We start from the raw sequence: 15956 nt of genomic DNA on the forward strand, positions 1-15956 counted from the left end.
GCGGGTGCGGGCACCGGGGAAAAAGGTTGGCCGGGCATGGCCCAGGCGTGGGGAGGGGATGGTGAACGTGTTGACGGGCGGGATGTTGAATGCGACGAAGGATCCGCCGCCGGTCAATGCCGGGCAATTGAACAGCAGGCTGCAATAGCCGCATTTTTCCCAGATCGCATGGTGCCCCGATGCTGGCGGGCAGTGTTCAGCCGGTGGTTGCGTGCCGTGGTCGGCGTGCTCCATCGCCGACATGTCCATGCTCATGTCCATCGACATGTTCATCGACATCGGGGCGCGCTGATCCATCGGCATCGACTGAGAAATCAGTGGACCGATAAAGATCATCAGCATGGCGAACAGGCTGATCCAGCTGCCGCTCCTCAGGCGTGAAGGCTGATGGCGGTGGGCGGATGACCTGGCGCTTGACGTGCGCATGGACGGATTCGGCTCAGCGGGTTACTGAGCGTGCGCGTGCTGGTGCGTGACCTCGGGTGGCTGCTTCTGCACCGCCACTTCAACCGTCACGTCACCGGCCTTCTCGAAATGCAGGGTCAACGGGAAACGCTTGCCATCGACGAGCAGGCCACGGTCTTTCAAGTTCACCAGCATCACGTGGTAGGCCATCGGTGCAAACGTGACGTTGGCGCCAGCAGGGATATCCACGTTGTGTACCTGTTGCATTTTCATCAGGTCGTTTTGCATCACATGTTCATGCAGTTGCGCTTCGCCAGAAAGTGGCGAGTCGACGCTGAGCAAGCGGTCGGCGGTATTGCCCGCGTTGTGAATGACGAAATACGCGGCAACTGTCGGCGCATTGGGCGGCAGTTCCTGCGACCAGGGATGAGCGATTTCCAGGGCGCCAACTTTATATTCGTGGGCATTGGCAAAACAGGCAGGCAGCAGCAACGCGGCCAGAACGATGAATTTGTTCAACATGGCAGTTCTCCAGAACGATTCGAAACGCAGGTCAATTGCGAGAAGAAATCACACCAGAGGGGAGGCACGGGGATTGAGGCTTGGCCATTGCTGGCGCGGTGTCGGCGTGTTGAGCGACGACGCTGGCAGGCTTCGATTGGACTCGAACTGCGCGAAATACAGTCGCGGTTCATGGCCGGGCAACGCCACCAAGGGCGCATAGCCCGAGCAGCACCAGCAGTGCTGCATGTTGGAATGATCGTCGTTTTGCGGGGCTTTTTGTTCGATTTTGCCCAGGGAGATCGCCACCATTTTGGTGCCGCTCGATGTGCAAAAGCTGCCCCACAACAATTGTTCGGCGGGTGACTTCGCCGACTGCGCCATCGCTCCGGACATCGGCATGGCGAGCATGTTGAACAGCACTGCGAAGCAGGCTATCCAGGCAATTGCGAGCCGTTGTCGGGACATGGGAAAAAAATCCGGTGGGTGAGCGATCAGGCGCGGGCTATTTAGCCTGATCAGGGCCGATAAGTAAAAAAGCGGCGTGCGGTGTGGTGTCGCAGCTTCGACCGTTCTTAGTGTTCATGATAGTCGTGAATTCAAAATGCCAGTGCCACTTAAGCTTTGTTCAGATTTTCTAGACCTCAGTGGACACCCACTCAAAAACCAGACAACGCAATCCTGTGGGAGCGTACCTGCTCGCGACGATGACCTATGGTAATCAGAGTCCCTATGTAAATTGCTGCATTCTCAATACTTGTAACACTTCCGTCACCGAACCAAACTCCCGCTCAACCCCCGGCAACACCGGCCGTTTCAACACCAGCACCGGCACCCCACGCTCCCGCGCCACGTCCAGCTTCGGCTCGGTCGCCGTGCTGCCGCTGTTCTTGCTGATCAGCACGTCGATCTGCCGGCGCTCGAACAACTCGCGCTCATCGTCGATCAGGAACGGGCCGCGCGCGCCGATTACCTCGCAGCGCTCGTTGCCGGGATAAACGTCGAGGGCGCGCAGGGTCCAGAATTGCTCCGGGGGAATTTCGTCCAGGTGCTGCAACGGTTCGCGGCCGAGGGTGAACAGCGGGCGGCGAAACGGTTTCAGGGCTTCGATCAAGTCGGCCCAATCGCTGACTTCCCGCCAGTCATCACCGGCCTGTGCTTGCCACGCCGGACGCCGCAGTGCCCAGCAGGGAATACCGCTTGAACGTGCAGCAGTTGCCGCGTTCCGACTGATTTGTGCGGCGTAGGGGTGAGTGGCGTCCAGCAACAGATCGATGCCTTCATCGCGAATGAATTGCGCCAACCCTTCGGCACCGCCGTAACCGCCGACCCGAACCTGACATTTCAGATCCGTCGGCACGCGGCCGATGCCGGCCAGACTATAGATGTGCTGCGGCCCCAGGGTTCGGGCAATGGCCAGGGCCTCGGTCACGCCACCGAGCAACAGCATTCGTTTCATTGAAAAGCCCCCGCATGCCCGACGATCCCGCCCTGGCGGTCGATGGCGAACACTTCGACCTGAACCTGCGCAGGGACCACGCTACGGGCAAACGCCAGGGCGTGACGGCATACCGCATCACCGAGGGCGATACCGGCAGCGCTGGCCATGGCCAAGGCCTGCTGACTGGTGTTGGCATCACGGATGCCTTGCTGCAACGCTGCATCGGCACCCACTGCAGCGGCCCATTCGGCCAGCTGCGGCAAGTCGATGCTCGAATGACGACTGTGCAAGTCCATGTGCCCTGCGGCCAGTTTGCTGATCTTGCCGAAGCCGCCACAAAGGCTGAGTTTATCCACAGGCACTTTGCGCAAATGCTTGAGCACCGCGCCGACGAAATCGCCCATTTCGATCAGGGCGATTTCCGGCAGGCCATAGACCCGGCGCATGGTGTCTTCGCTGGCGTTGCCGGTGCAGGCGGCGATGTGCAGGTAACCGTTGGTTTTGGCGACATCGATGCCTTGGTGAATCGAGGCGATGTAAGCCGCGCAGGAAAACGGCCGGACAATGCCGCTGGTGCCGAGAATCGACAGGCCACCGAGAATGCCCAGGCGCGGGTTCATGGTTTTCAATGCCAGTGCTTCACCGTTTTCGACATTCACCGTGACCTCGAAGCCGCCGCTGTAACCGTGTTCTGCGGCGAGTTGGGTCAGGTGATCGCTGATCATTTTGCGCGGCACCGGATTGATCGCCGGTTCACCGACGCCCAGTACCAGCCCGGGCCGGGTGACGGTGCCGACACCGTGTCCGGCAAGGAAGCAAATACCTGGCTCAGCGCGCAGTCGCACTTGGGAATAGAGCAAGGCACCGTGGGTGACGTCGGGATCATCACCGGCATCCTTGATCGTGCCGGCTTCGGCGCTATCGTTCGTCAGCCGACAGAACTCCAGGCGCATCTGCACTTGTTTGCCCTTGGGCAAGATGATGTGTACCGCGTCCGCCGCCGCGCCGGTGAGCAACAGGCGAGCCGCCGCGAGACTGGTCGCTGTGGCGCAACTGCCAGTGGTCAGGCCACTGCGCAGGGGGGCAGGTTGTTCGGCGGTTTCATCACGCATCGAGAGGTTTCGTCGTGTCCAGAAGAGTAATCGGCAAGGCCTGACGCCAGGTATCGAAGTCACCCAGCGGTTGCGCCTGCGCGATGTGGGTGCGCGTCAGTTCCCCGCCGTGCCGTTCACGCCATGCCATCAGGGTCATTTCACTTTGCAATGTGACCGCATTGGCAATCAGCCGGCCACCGGGTTTGAGGGCGGCCCAACAGGCGTCCAGCACGCCTTCGCGGGTGACGCCGCCACCGATGAAAATCGCGTCCGGACGTTCCAGGTCTTGAAGTGCTTGCGGTGCATGGCCGCGAATCAGCTGCAGGCCAGGCACACCGAGGGCATCGCGGTTATGTTCGATCAATTGCTGCCGCCCTGCATCGGCCTCGATGGCCAGTGCCCGACAACTCGGGTGGGCACGCATCCATTCGATGCCGATCGAGCCGCTGCCAGCGCCGACATCCCATAGCAGTTCGCCGGGCGTCGGGGCCAGGCGTGCGAGGGTGATCGCCCGGACATCGCGCTTGGTGATCTGGCCGTCGTGCTTGAAGGCCGAGTCTGGCAGGCCGGCCAGCCGTGACAGACGGGGTGTGGAGGGGGCGGCAAGGCAGTCGATGGCCATCAGGTTCAAGTCGGCGATGACCGGGTCGGCCCAGTCGCTGGCGATGCCGTCGATACGTCGTTCGGCTTCGCCACCCAAATGTTCCAGCACGGTCAGACGGCTCGGGCCGAAGCCTCGTTCACGCAGCAGCGCGGCGACTGCGGCGGGGGTGCGCCCATCGTTGCTCAGCACCAGCAAGCGCACGCCGCTGAACAGCTGTGCGCCGAGTGCGGCGATCGGGCGGGCAACCACTGACAGCGTGACCACTTCCTGCAACGGCCAGCCCATCCTGGCGGCGGCCAGCGAACAGGAAGAGGGCGCCGGTAGCGTCAGCATTTCCTCGCAGGGCACGTGTCGTGCAAGACTGGCGCCCACGCCGAAGAACATCGGATCGCCACTGGCCAGGACGCATACCGGCTCGCCACGCCGGGTCAATACCGGTTCAAGTGTGAATGGACTTGGCCACAGTTGCCGTTGCCCACGGACGCAGGCTGGCAGCAAATCCAGTTGCCGTTGCCCACCGATGATCCGCGCAGCGTTCAGCAGGGCGTGTCGGGCATTTTTGCCAAGCCCCTTGAAGCCATCCTCTGCGATGCCTACCACTGTCAGCCACGGGGTCATGTTGTTCCTCACCTATCAATCGACGCCAAACATCAGGGTGCCGGTCCGTGTCCGGCTGGCGGTCGCACATGATAACGCGGTATGGAAGTCATTCGCCTGTGGTTGTCGGGTGAAATCGTGATTGGCGTTGACAGCCTTCCAAGTGGCAGAAGAAGTGATTCAATTATCGTTTTTGCAGGTTGAATCTCTTCATTGCGATCTCGTGTATTTTCTTGTCGATTAACGGCCTTTTATGTTCGAGTCGGTACCTGTCAAGTTTAAGGCTGGCCCGGCGCTGTATGATTTTTGCGTCTTGATTTTCCCAGTTCCAGAATAAGAAACTGCTTCTCTTGGTGCGGACTACCAGCTCAAGATTAAATACTGCTATTTCCAGAAAGCCTTTCGAATCGTACCGCGCAGGAATAACTTGAAAGCGTTCCCCCATGAGGCTTTCTTCATCCAGTGAAACCAGCGCCGGTTTGTCGGGTTTCAGCGCGTCGAGGGTGTCAATCATGGCGTTCCCTTGTCGGGGGTCCTGCATGCCCTGAGCGCTCTGGACCAGAAAATCCGCAACGCTATGCGAAATGACACGGCTGGTGCGGGTGAAAATGGCGTCTTCAAAGACAGACCATCCGAGGAACTCCAATGTTTTTACATACTCATGCAGCCACGTCGACGAATCGACGAAGCGGCTGCAGAGCATGTCGGCGGACTTTGTGGCTATTTGCGTGCAATCGGTCAAGTCGGTGTAATCTTGAAGTGAGAGAGTCTCCATGCAGGAAGCAAGACTGTGGCCAGTCAACATTCCGATTATTTTGTTTTCATTCATGTGCTTCTCCTGAGTCATAAGTCTTAGGTGTGATTAGTTGTCTTCGCATTTAAACGAAAGTACAGATTGCGCGAGCACGATGAAATAAAAGAAAGAAAAGGAATTGATACTGGCTGTTAGTGTTTTCGCCAAACTCATGTCTGAGCTGCCCAAGTAAGACTTGACGTCAATCGAGACAATCCGATGCCGGCATCGAGCGCGTTTCGTCGTCTGTCGTTGCGGACTTTTCATCCCGCCAGACAAAGCAGGCATAATGCTGCCCTTTATCCTGTACCGGTCAGCCTGTGAATTCTCGTCAGACACCCATCCCTTTACGCCCTACGGCCTGTCCCGGGTTGTTGCGTATCGTCCAGGCGTTGGACGGCGGTATATGTCGAATCAAACTCAGTGGTGGCGCCATCCGCTCAGAGCAGGCTGTTGCTGTCGCTGATGCAGCCGAGCTCTATGCCGGAGGCATAATCGAGGCAACTAACCGCGCCAACTTGCAGATTCGCGGAATCGACGGCCAACAAACAGCCTTGATCGACCGCCTGCTGGCTGCCGGGTTGGGACCCGGCAGCGCGGCGGCCGACGATGTTCGCAATCTGATGCTGAGTCCCACAGCCGGCATCGATCGGCAAATGCTGTTCGATACTCGCCCGCTGGCCGATCGGATTCTGACCACGGTGCAGCAGAACGAACGTTTTCATGACCTCAGCGCCAAGTTCGCCGTGCAACTCGATGGTGGTGAGGCCTTGGCGATGCTTGAGCATCCCCATGATGTGTGGCTGTCGGCCTTCGAGCGAGACGGTGAGTGTCGGCTGGCATTCGGCTTGGCGGGGTGCCCAACGGACACACCCGCAGGCTCTGTCACGCTCAACGATGGTCACGACCTGGTCGTCGCGGTGCTGGATTTGTTCCTAGAACTGGCACGCCCCGAGCAATCGCGAATGCGTCATTTGTTGGCCGAGCACTCGGCTGATGATTTTCTGTCCCGACTGGCCGAGCGGGTACGTTTTCAAGCCATTTGCGATGGACTCCGCACCACGCGCCCAGGCGCTCTGCACATTGGCATTTGCCCGCAGGCTGAATCCGGTCGGGTCTACATTGGCGCCCAGCCTCCTCTTGGACGGCTTGACCCCGCGATGCTCCGTGGTACCGCCGAACTGGCGCAAGAGTTTGGCGACGCGAGTCTGCGTTTCACCCCTTGGCAGAGCCTGCTGTTGCCCAATGTTCGCGATGAACATGCCGCAGACGTCGTTCTACGCCTGGAGCAACTGGGCCTGCTGTGTAGCCCCGATCTGGCGTTATCACGATTGATCGCCTGCACCGGATCGGTGGGATGCGGCAAAGGCCTGGCAGACACCAAGGGCGATGCCTTGCAACTGGCCGGGCTGCTGCAGCGATACGGGCACGTACTGCACGTGCATCTGAGCGGTTGCCCGCGCTCCTGTGCCGCCGCGCATATCGCACCGGTCACGCTGCTGGCCGTTTCAATCGGCCTTTACGATCTCTATTTTCGCGATGCCGCGCAGCCCGGTTTCGGCGCGCTGCACGCACGCAACCTTACTATTGAAGCGGTCGCGACGTTGCTCGACGCCCGCGCACGGAGCCCCCTTGATGCTTGATTACATCCGCGACGGTCAGGAGATCTATCGCAACTCCTTCGCGATCATCCGCGCCGAAGCCAACCTGGCGCGAATCCCGGCCGATCTGGAAAAACTCGCGGTTCGGGTGATACACGCCTGTGGCATGGTCGAGGCCATCGACGGTTTGCAGTTTTCCGCAGGCGCGGGCCAGGCCGGGCGCGATGCGCTGGCGGCTGGCGCACCGATCCTGTGTGATGCGCGGATGGTCTCCGAGGGTGTGACCCGTGCACGATTGCCGGCGAACAACCAGGTGATCTGCACCTTGCGCGATGAAAGCGTTCCGGACCTGGCGCGAGAGCTGGGCAACACCCGTTCCGCCGCTGCGCTGGAACTGTGGCGGCCGCATCTGGAGGGCAGTGTCGTGGTCATCGGCAACGCGCCTACCGCGCTGTTTTACCTGCTGGAAATGCTCGACGCCGGTGCACCGAAACCGGCATTGATCCTCGGCTTCCCGGTAGGCTTCGTCGGCGCCGCCGAATCCAAGGCGGCGTTGGCGGCGGACAGCCGTGGCGTGCCTTTCGTCATCATGCAGGGTCGCCTGGGCGGTAGCGCCATGGCCGCCGCCGCCGTCAATGCCCTCGCCACGGAGATCGAATGATGCACAAACCAGGACGTTTGATCGGCCTTGGCGTGGGTCCCGGCGATCCGGAACTGATTACCGTCAAGGCGCTGCGCCTGCTGCGCGAATCGCCGGTGGTGGCGTACTTCGTCGCCAAGGGTAAAAAGGGTAATGCGTTCGGCATCATCGAGGCGCATCTGCAAGAGGCACAAAATCTGTTGCCACTGGTTTACCCGGTAACCACCGAGGCGTTGCCGGCGCCGCTGTCCTATGAGCAAGTGATCAGCGACTTTTACGACGCCGCCGCCGCCGAAGTGGCGACGCATCTCGATGCCGGTCGCGACGTGGCAGTCATTTGCGAAGGCGACCCGTTCTTCTACGGTTCCTACATGTACCTGCACGACCGGCTCGCCGAGCGTTATCAGGCCGAAGTCGTGCCGGGTGTGTGTTCGATGCTCGGCGGTGCCTCGGTACTCGGCGCGCCGCTGGTGTATCGCAATCAGAGCCTGTCGGTATTGTCCGGCGTGCTGCCCCATGACGAACTCAAGCGTCGCCTGGCCGACGCCGACGCAGCGGTGATCATGAAACTGGGGCGCAACTTTCCCAAGGTGCGCCAGGTGCTGGAAGAACTGGGTCTGGCCGAACGTGCGTTGTACGTCGAGCGCGCGACCATGGCCAATCAGAAAATCGTGCCGCTGGATCAGGTGGAGCCCATGTCTTCGCCTTATTTCTCGCTGATCATCGTTCCCGGCGAAAGGTGGCAAGGCTGATGACCCGATCCGTTCCGGCGATTGTCATTCTCGGCAATGGCAGCCTCTCCACCGCGCGCAGGCTACAGCAGGTTTACCCCGGCGCCCTGATCCATGGGCTGGCCGAACGTGTCGATGGCGCGGACCGTGTCTATCACGAGTTCGGTGCGACCCTGCGAGAACTGTATCAACAGGACACGCCGATCATCGCCTTGTGCGCGACCGGCATCGTCATCCGCACGCTGGCGCCGTTGCTGCTTGAAAAAGGCGCCGAGCCTCCGGTGCTGGCAGTGGCCGAAGACGGTAGCGCGGTGGTGCCGTTGCTCGGTGGCCTGGGCGGCGTAAACGTGATGGCGCGAGAGATTGCGAGCCATCTCGACGTTGCTCCGGCGATCACCACCAGTGGAGAGTTGCGCTTCGGTACTTGCTTGCTCAACCCGCCCAGCGGCTACACCCTGGGCGATCTGGAACTGGGCAAGCGTTTCGTTTCCGATCTGCTCGCCGGCGAGACAGTGCGCATCGAAGGTTCGGCACCGTGGCTGGCGCAAGCGCAACTGCCTGAGGATGCACAGGCGCGGCTGGCGGTGCATGTCAGTCACGCCGAGCGCTTGCCGGCGGCCAACGAATTATTGATCTATCCGCATAGCGTATTGGTAGCGGTCAGCGCCGACGTTACCGATGTGCCGAACGTGGTGCGTCAGGCGCTGCAGCGAGCCGGCATTGCTGTGCAATCGCTGGCGTGTCTCCTGGCGCCCGACAGCGCAATGGCCAGCCCTGCGTTGCGTGAGGCCGCACTCGAACTGGGGGTGCCGTTACGTTTTGCCCGTGCTGAGGGCGGTGCCTGCGAACTGGCGCGTCAGGCTATCGGGCCGGTCGTGTCCATTACGGGTGATGATGCCGTTGCCGTTGCGCTGGCCGAGCAGCCATTGGACCCGATGCAGATCGGCCGCGCGCGCGGGCGTCTGGCGGTGGTTGGTCTGGGGCCGGGCGCCGCCGAACTGATGGTGCCTGCGGTGAAGGCTGAACTGACCCGCGCCAATGATGTGCTGGGCTACGAAACCTATGTGCGCATGGCCGGACCCTTCCGTGCGGATCAAGTGCTGCACTGCACGGATAACCGCGAAGAGATGCAGCGTGCCCGCCACGCTTTCGAACTGGCGGCCCAGGGGCGCTCGGTGGTGGTGGTGTCGTCCGGCGATCCGGGCGTTTTCGCCATGGCCGCCGCCGTGCTCGAAGCGCTCCACGAGTCCACGGATACTCATTGGCACAATGTCGAGCTCGAAATCTTGCCGGGGGTATCCGCTTCGCTGGCGACCGCGGCCCAGGCCGGCGCGCCTCTGGGGCATGACTTTTGTGTGTTGTCGCTGTCGGACAACCTCAAGCCTTGGTCGATCATCGAAAAACGTCTGGACCTGGCTGCGCAAGCCGATCTTGCGCTGGCTTTCTATAACCCGATTTCTCGTTCACGTCCTTGGCAACTTGGCCGGGCGCTGGAGATTATCCGCCAGCACCGTGAGCCTGGAACTCCCGTCGTACTGGGGCGGGATATTGGCCGTCCGGGTCAGACATTGCGGGTGATCACGCTGGGTCAATTGGAAGTAGACCAGGTGGACATGCGGACGATGGTACTCATCGGCTCTTCGACAACGCGTGTGTTCCCTCGCCTGGATGGTAATACATGGGTGTACACGCCACGCAGTTATGGCGACAAGCTTACCCCTATTTGATAATTACTATTGTTGCTACTCCATAAGTCCAGGTCGTTATTTAACAGTAACGACCTGGGCGGTGGTGCCTGTCTGTTCCCGGTTTCGGGGTGTTGAGGTTATATACACATGTTGTATTTGGTTGTGGTTGGTAGTTATGAATGAATTGCGTTAGTTTTCAGTGCGCTTCCAGATGAAGCGATTATTGATAAATAAAGGAGTGTATTCATGGACGATTTTGAAAGTTCTGTAAGTGTTTCTGACAGTGCTGATTTTGTAAGGGCGTGCATTAATAAGCGCAAAAGTGTATTGACCGTTCAACCGCGCACGATGTCGTTGAGCTCTTCGGTCGTTTCGAGCCCTACCAAAGAGTTGGACGCACTGGTGCTGGGCAACAGCCTGATCGGTTATGGTGACCAAATCTCAATCGAAAACATGGCGATCATTGAAAACCTGATTACCATGTCGAAAATGGAAGCGAATATCGAGGTGCCGGGAAATAAAGACCCCAAGGCTTGGTACCATGCGTTTACGTCCTGCATGGAAGACCTGGGCTGTTTCGTTCCGGATAAAGGCTACTCAAAGTACAGTGCCACATCGTTAAATATCACGATGGATAATGTCATGGTCGATATTATCCAGGCCGCTGTCGATGCCGCAAAGACTGCCATTCCTGGCGCTACGGCGCTCAGTGCATTGACCAACTCTACGTTGGCTGCATTGAAGAAAGAGCCGGAAGCAATCAATCTGTTTAATACACAAGCGAAGAATACTGAAGGCGTACGTTTGTCCACTATTCCCTGTGAACAAATGGCTAACGGAATTATCCTGATCGCAGTGGGGGCAGTCGATCACCAGGGAGGCGGTAATGATGGCGGTCTCCTGTTCGTGGACTGGAAGACTTCTTCTCTGAATATTTTCCATGGCAAGTCATTCATAACGTTCAATCCTGCCCGTTATGCGTACATCAAGTCGGATATCGAAGAATACCTCGGTATTCACCGCAAGGAAATTTTGGCCAAGCGTTTCAGCCGACGCAAGTAAAGGGACAAGGCCAGAGGCTTTTGGTCTCTGGCCACCCTCGAATAAGGAAAGCGTATGGCGTATTCCGTAGTCATAAATTCTTGCAGCCTTTTGTTGTTGTCGACGCTGTTGCCGCCTGAAGTCAGGCAGGACACGCTCGACACTGTGTTGTTCGCTCAACTTGCAGCTGAGGAGGACTTTCCGGACGCCAGGGACAACGCTCAATGGTCCGGCGTGTTCATGGATACTCTGGCCGCTTGTGGATGGAAGTTCCATGATCAGGGCGCAACCTCGGGGATGTTCCCTTCTTCCGGTGTTCGAAGTTTCACTTTATCTGAAGCTGTTCACGCAGCGTTCCAATCAGGTCTGTCGGCTCAACAGGTCACTCTGCCGGCAACCGCTTTGCGCAGGGTCGCGCAGTTGCCTGAACAGTCGCCGGGGGCCCGTGTCTTTCGTGAACGCTCGATAATGGGGTGTGGCAGTCAGTCAGGCGGCATGGACGCAAGCTTCAACGGCATGCATCGTTTGAGAGTACTGGTCGGCATTGCCGAGTCTGATGGCTTCCTGACGTTGGCCACTGTGTTCTTTGAAACGGATCAGCCGATCGAAAGCCAGTTTATCCGGCAGGATTTTGCATTGAGTACCTTGATGGGAGGGGTGAAGACCGCGTTTTTTCACGCCCGGTTTTCAGTGGACGAGTACAAAGCGTTCAGGGACGACACCGTGCAGTGGTTAGGGCCGCAACGATTGGCACTGTGCATCAATGTCGGCGAGCATGACGTGCCGTTGGCTGGTGTCGGATTTGCACCACCGGCCAACGGATGACATTGATAGACATGGCGGGTCAAGGAACCAGGTAACCCTTCACCCCGGTGAAAATAATCTGCGCCGCCAGCGCGCACACAAACAAACCCATCAATCGGCTGACAATCTGCAAACCCTGGTCACCGAGAATGCGTTCGATGTGATTGGACAGATACAACACCACACCGACGGTAAAACTGGCCAGCGCGATACTGACGATGGCCATGAGCTTGTCGTCCCAATGCGGCTGGCTCACGCCCATTACCAGCAATGCACCGATGGTGCCGGGGCCGACCGTCAGAGGAATGGTCAGCGGGACGATGGTTACGTCCTGCTGCACATTGTCGGTCTGGACCGCCGACTTGCCTTGGGCCATGCCCAGCGCGGAAATGAACAGCACACTGCCGGCGCCGATGCGAAACGCATCCACCGTAATGCCGAAGACACTGAAAATCACCCGGCCAAACAAGTACAGCAACACGCTGGAAATCAGCGTTGCGACTGCCACTTTCCAGGCCAGTCGACGCTGCTCCTTGCGTGAGTAGCCGCGGGTCAGGCTGATGAAGCAGGACAGCACGAAAAACGGGCTGTAGAGCACCAGCATCTTCAGGTAAACACTGAACAACACGTGAAGCATGGTGCGGGCTCACTGGCGAGAGAAGTCGAGGGGGAGTCTATCAGGCGTTGCAATAACTGTCGGCTCAGGGCGTTGGGGTTACGCTGCGGTTTTGCAGGTCACGCTGGGCAACCCAGTGTTCGATCAGTTCGCGCAACTGCGAAAGCTCCACCGGTTTGGCCATGTGGCCGTCCATGCCGGCCTGGCGCGCGCGCTCCTTGTGTTCGGCGAGGATATGCGCCGTCAATGCCACCACCGGCGTGCGAATCCGCTGGTTGCCGACTTCCCAGGCACGCAGTTGCTGGGTGGCCGAGAAACCATCGAGGATCGGCATTTCACAGTCCATCAGTACCAGGTCATAGCGCTGGGCCTTCATCGCCTGTAGCGCTTCTTCGCCATTGCTGGCGGTATCCGGTTGCAGATTGAGCTTGCCCAGCATGCCGCGGATGACCTTGGTTGAAATGCTGTTGTCCTCGGCAACGAGAATGCGGAAATCGCTGGGCACCTTGATCGGCAGGGTAGGGCTGGAGGGCGCATGCGGCATGACGGCGAGCCCTTTGTTGCGCTGGGTCAGCTCGTCGGCCAGAGTGGTCTTGAGGGTGTAGCCGGCCACCGGCTTGGCGAGGATGCGTTTGACCCCGGAGTTGCGTGCAATGATCTTGCTGGGCGCATTGCTGATGCCGGTGAGCATGATCAGCAGGATGTCGTGATTCAGACTCGGGTCTTCCTTGATCTTGGCGGCCAGTTGCATGCCGGTCATGCCAGGCATGTTCTGGTCCAGCAGGACCACGTCGAAGTAGTCACGCAAGTGCGCCTTGGTGCGCAACAGCGCCAGCGCTTCCTTGCCGGATGGTACGGCGCTGACGTTGAGGCCCCATGCGCTGCATTGCTGTACCAGCACTTTGCGGCAGGTGTCGTTGTCGTCCACCACCAGCACCCGCGCACCTTGCAACGGGCCGTCCAGATCGGATGTCGGGTGTTCGAGCCGGTCCGGGTCCAGTGGCAATGTCAGCCACAGCGTACTGCCCTGTTGGCTGCCACTCTTGATGCCGAACTCGCCTTGCATCAAGCGAATCAGCTGACGGGCGATCACCAGCCCCAGATTTCCGCCCAGGCGATTGGCCGAAAGGAAGTGCTTGCTGTGCAGCTCGGCGTGCATCAGCGCATCGCGTTCTTCGGCATCCATCGGTTCGCCGCTGTCCTGCACGGCGATGCGCAGGCGCGGTTTGGCGCTGCGTTCATCGAGGGCAACGACAATCAGGATTTCGCCTTCGTCGGTTTTCTTCAGGGCATTTTCAAGCAGGCTCAACAGGGTCTGGCGCAGACGTGTCGGATCGCCGCTGATGACCCGCGGCACTTGTGGCTGGATGAAGCTGATCAGCTCGACGTTCTGCTGTTCGGCCTTGGCGCGGAAGATGCTCAGGCAATCTTCGATCAAGGCGTTGAGATCGAACTGCACATCATCGAGTTCGATCTGCCCGGACTCGAGTTTGGAGATGTCGAGAATTTCGTTGATCAGCGTCAGCAATTCGTTGCCGGCGCTATGAATGGTTTGCACGTAATCGCGCTGCTTGACCGACAGCGGCGTGCCAAGCAGCAGTTCGGTCATGCCCAGCACGCCGTTCATCGGCGTGCGGATTTCATGGCTGATCTTTGCCAGGAACTCGGCCTTGGCATTGATTTCGGCATTGCTGGCGGCCAGGTCGCGACTGATGCTGAAGCGGTCTTCGGTGATGCTGCGTTGGCGCTCGCTCAAGGCAATGCTCATCAGCAGGCCGCTGATGCAGATGAAAGCCAGCAGGATGGTGATCAGGCCGTGGGGCTCGACCAGTGTCAGCCCCAGCAATGCCGGCAGGATAATCAGCGTTCCGAGGTTGAAAGCCACCATGGCCGCAACGAACAGCCGCGCCGGGCGATAGCCTTTCTGCCAGTGAAAGGCGCTGACGAACAGCATGGTCAGACCCGCCAGGGCGACCAGGCCATAGGTAATGATGTTCAGCGGCAATGTATTGACGAACAACAGCAGCAGGCCGCAGGTCGTGATGACCAGGATCTCGCCCAGCAGCAACCGGTTGAGCGGGTGGGGGCCGAGGGGGGCAAAAAAGCGATAGGCGAGCATCAGGCCGCAGGGGGCTGTCAGCAACAACGCGAGGTATGCCCCCGGTGTTTGCACGGCTTGCCAGCTCGGTAACCATGGCCCCGCGAGGTTCAGTAAGAGCACCAGGCTGAGCATCAGCAAGCCCTCGCAGGCGGCCAGCCAGAGACTGCTGCGCGAACGGGTGTAGGCGTAGCGGATGAGGTTGTGCAGGATCAGCATGCCGACACAGCCCAACAGCAGTCCGTAGACCAGCGTCTGGTTCTGATTGGCCGCGGTCATGACCGCCGATTGCAGGGTGATGTAGGGCCGCAGCTGGTTATCGGAGACCAGTCTGAGGTACACATCAAGGGGTTTGTCGCTCTGCGGCAACGGCAGCATGAAGTCGCTGCTGGGCAGTGGCCGGTCGGTCTGGGGTTGTTTGTTGCCGGTACTCGATTGGTCGATCAGGTTGTCGCCATCGAGCACATACAGGTTGAGACGCGACAAGTCGGGCGCGAACACCCGCAGTAGCTGTTCATGCTTGCCGGGGGCGAGGCGGAAGCGGATCCAGAGTGCGCCGTCGGGCTCGGCTGCGGTGAGGCGGTCAAGTTCGATGGGACTGAATTGATTGTTGTAGCGGGTGGAGCGGATGTCGCTCAGTTGCAGATCGCCCTGTTCGTCGAGCAATACCGCCCAGCCACTGCCTTGCGCGGCCTGGGCCGGGAGCATGCAGAGCAGAGTCAGCAGAGTGACGGTGAAACCTATGGCAATCCTGAGCCAGCGCACGGCGAAATCCCTTCGTAGGTTGATGCCAGAATATAACTATGCGCGGCGCCGGAATAGTCAGGCAAGGGCTTGAAGCCCCTGCCCGGCTCAAAGGATAGCTTATTCCTGATTTTCGCCACGCTCGCGGGCAATGGCACGGTAGCCAATGTCCTTGCGATAGAAACAGCCTTCCCAATCAATTTTCGCCGCCAGCTTGTAAGCCTGCTGCTGAGCCGCATCGACACTGGCACCCATGGCCGTAGCGCAAAGCACGCGACCGCCGGCCGTTACCACTTGATTGTCCTTGAGCGCAGTGCCGGCGTGGAAGACTTTGCCTTCCAGCGCGGCGGCTGCATCCAGGCCATTGATGGCCACGCCTTTGGCGTAGTCACCAGGATAGCCGCCCGCCGCCAGCACGATACCCACGCTTGGACGTGGATCCCATTGCGCCTCGACCTTGTCCAGCGCCTGCGCCAGAGCAGCTTCAACCAGCAGCACCAGGCTCGACTGCAAGCGCAGCATGACAGGTTGGGTCTCAGGGTCGCCGAAACGGCAGTT

General features: G+C 59.6%; 16 protein-coding genes. 6 read left to right on the top strand and 10 right to left on the bottom strand.

What is annotated here, in order from left to right; all coding sequences use genetic code 11:
* The 7 genes from D8V06_RS17665 to D8V06_RS17695 form a co-directional block, all read right to left on the bottom strand.
* Positions 1-426, bottom strand: a 426-nt coding sequence (locus D8V06_RS17665) for a DUF2946 domain-containing protein (protein ID WP_130931426.1), incomplete at its 3' end; no start/stop codon positions are given.
* Between the two features lie 21 nt (positions 427-447).
* A complete protein-coding gene (locus D8V06_RS17670; protein ID WP_130931427.1) occupies positions 448-927 on the bottom strand; it encodes a copper chaperone PCu(A)C in 480 nt (159 codons plus the stop codon).
* A 48-nt stretch (positions 928-975) separates the two neighbouring features.
* Positions 976-1374, bottom strand: a complete 399-nt coding sequence (locus tag D8V06_RS17675; protein ID WP_130931428.1) for a DUF2946 domain-containing protein — start codon at positions 1372-1374, stop codon at positions 976-978.
* A gap of 262 nt (positions 1375-1636) precedes the next feature.
* Positions 1637-2365: a cobalt-precorrin-6A reductase gene (locus D8V06_RS17680; RefSeq protein ID WP_130931429.1), complete on the bottom strand. Its 729-nt coding sequence runs from the start codon at positions 2363-2365 to the stop codon at positions 1637-1639.
* Positions 2362-3459: a cobalt-precorrin-5B (C(1))-methyltransferase gene (locus tag D8V06_RS17685; protein ID WP_056852447.1), complete on the bottom strand. Its 1098-nt coding sequence runs from the start codon at positions 3457-3459 to the stop codon at positions 2362-2364. The genes D8V06_RS17680 and D8V06_RS17685 overlap by 4 nt, the downstream gene beginning before the upstream one ends.
* Positions 3452-4663, bottom strand: a complete 1212-nt coding sequence (gene cbiE / locus D8V06_RS17690) for a precorrin-6y C5,15-methyltransferase (decarboxylating) subunit CbiE (RefSeq protein ID WP_130931430.1) — start codon at positions 4661-4663, stop codon at positions 3452-3454. Before cbiE ends, D8V06_RS17685 begins: the two co-directional genes overlap by 8 nt.
* A gap of 163 nt (positions 4664-4826) precedes the next feature.
* A complete protein-coding gene (locus tag D8V06_RS17695; RefSeq protein WP_130904397.1) occupies positions 4827-5471 on the bottom strand; it encodes a hypothetical protein in 645 nt (214 codons plus the stop codon).
* 284 nt (positions 5472-5755) lie between these two features.
* On the opposite strand from D8V06_RS17695, the gene cobG reads away from it, so the two are divergent.
* The 6 genes from cobG (at position 5756) to D8V06_RS17725 (ending at position 11961) form a co-directional block, all read left to right on the top strand.
* A complete protein-coding gene (gene cobG, locus D8V06_RS17700; RefSeq protein WP_130931431.1) occupies positions 5756-7078 on the top strand; it encodes a precorrin-3B synthase in 1323 nt (440 codons plus the stop codon).
* Positions 7071-7697, top strand: a complete 627-nt coding sequence (locus D8V06_RS17705) for a precorrin-8X methylmutase (protein ID WP_056852451.1) — start codon at positions 7071-7073, stop codon at positions 7695-7697. The genes cobG and D8V06_RS17705 overlap by 8 nt, the downstream gene beginning before the upstream one ends.
* The gene (locus D8V06_RS17710) at positions 7697-8428 is read left to right on the top strand and encodes a precorrin-2 C(20)-methyltransferase (protein WP_056852452.1); all 732 of its coding nucleotides are present in this window, start codon (positions 7697-7699) and stop codon (positions 8426-8428) included. Before D8V06_RS17705 ends, D8V06_RS17710 begins: the two co-directional genes overlap by 1 nt.
* Positions 8428-10134 carry a precorrin-3B C(17)-methyltransferase gene (cobJ, locus tag D8V06_RS17715; RefSeq protein ID WP_130931432.1) on the top strand — a complete coding sequence of 569 codons (1707 nt, stop codon included), beginning with the start codon at positions 8428-8430 and terminating at the stop codon, positions 10132-10134. The genes D8V06_RS17710 and cobJ overlap by 1 nt, the downstream gene beginning before the upstream one ends.
* Positions 10135-10341: 207 nt before the next feature.
* Positions 10342-11157 carry a hypothetical protein gene (locus D8V06_RS17720; RefSeq protein ID WP_056852454.1) on the top strand — a complete coding sequence of 272 codons (816 nt, stop codon included), beginning with the start codon at positions 10342-10344 and terminating at the stop codon, positions 11155-11157.
* 54 nt (positions 11158-11211) lie between these two features.
* On the top strand, positions 11212-11961 hold the full coding sequence (locus D8V06_RS17725) for a hypothetical protein (protein ID WP_130931433.1): 750 nt from the start codon (positions 11212-11214) through the stop codon (positions 11959-11961).
* Between the two features lie 19 nt (positions 11962-11980).
* On the opposite strand, the gene D8V06_RS17730 is transcribed toward D8V06_RS17725, so the two are convergent.
* The 3 genes from D8V06_RS17730 to D8V06_RS17740 all read right to left on the bottom strand — a co-directional run.
* Complete coding sequence (locus D8V06_RS17730; RefSeq protein WP_130931434.1) at positions 11981-12577, bottom strand: MarC family protein; 597 nt, start codon at positions 12575-12577, stop codon at positions 11981-11983.
* Between the two features lie 64 nt (positions 12578-12641).
* Positions 12642-15419 (bottom strand): hybrid sensor histidine kinase/response regulator, encoded by a 2778-nt coding sequence (locus D8V06_RS17735; protein ID WP_056852457.1) that lies wholly within the window; start codon positions 15417-15419, stop codon positions 12642-12644.
* Between the two features lie 99 nt (positions 15420-15518).
* A partial coding sequence (locus D8V06_RS17740) for a phosphoribosylglycinamide synthetase C domain-containing protein (RefSeq protein ID WP_277751307.1) occupies positions 15519-15956 on the bottom strand: 438 nt, incomplete at its 5' end.

It is taken from the genome of Pseudomonas sp. Sample_24, assembly GCF_004307605.1.
Lineage (GTDB): Bacteria > Pseudomonadota > Gammaproteobacteria > Pseudomonadales > Pseudomonadaceae > Aquipseudomonas.

What these genes read in the sequence shown, in the direction of transcription:
- D8V06_RS17670 (WP_130931427.1), bottom strand. Translation starts at nt 927, where the DNA reads ATGTTGAACAAATTCATCGTTCTGGCCGCGTTGCTGCTGCCTGCCTGT.
- D8V06_RS17675 (WP_130931428.1), bottom strand. Translation starts at nt 1,374, where the DNA reads ATGTCCCGACAACGGCTCGCAATTGCCTGGATAGCCTGCTTCGCAGTG.
- D8V06_RS17680 (WP_130931429.1), bottom strand. Translation starts at nt 2,365, where the DNA reads ATGAAACGAATGCTGTTGCTCGGTGGCGTGACCGAGGCCCTGGCCATT.
- D8V06_RS17685 (WP_056852447.1), bottom strand. Translation starts at nt 3,459, where the DNA reads ATGCGTGATGAAACCGCCGAACAACCTGCCCCCCTGCGCAGTGGCCTG.
- cbiE (WP_130931430.1), bottom strand. Translation starts at nt 4,663, where the DNA reads ATGACCCCGTGGCTGACAGTGGTAGGCATCGCAGAGGATGGCTTCAAG.
- D8V06_RS17695 (WP_130904397.1), bottom strand. Translation starts at nt 5,471, where the DNA reads ATGAATGAAAACAAAATAATCGGAATGTTGACTGGCCACAGTCTTGCT.
- D8V06_RS17705 (WP_056852451.1), top strand. Translation starts at nt 7,071, where the DNA reads ATGCTTGATTACATCCGCGACGGTCAGGAGATCTATCGCAACTCCTTC.
- D8V06_RS17710 (WP_056852452.1), top strand. Translation starts at nt 7,697, where the DNA reads ATGCACAAACCAGGACGTTTGATCGGCCTTGGCGTGGGTCCCGGCGAT.
- cobJ (WP_130931432.1), top strand. Translation starts at nt 8,428, where the DNA reads ATGACCCGATCCGTTCCGGCGATTGTCATTCTCGGCAATGGCAGCCTC.
- D8V06_RS17720 (WP_056852454.1), top strand. Translation starts at nt 10,342, where the DNA reads ATGGACGATTTTGAAAGTTCTGTAAGTGTTTCTGACAGTGCTGATTTT.
- D8V06_RS17725 (WP_130931433.1), top strand. Translation starts at nt 11,212, where the DNA reads ATGGCGTATTCCGTAGTCATAAATTCTTGCAGCCTTTTGTTGTTGTCG.
- D8V06_RS17730 (WP_130931434.1), bottom strand. Translation starts at nt 12,577, where the DNA reads ATGCTTCACGTGTTGTTCAGTGTTTACCTGAAGATGCTGGTGCTCTAC.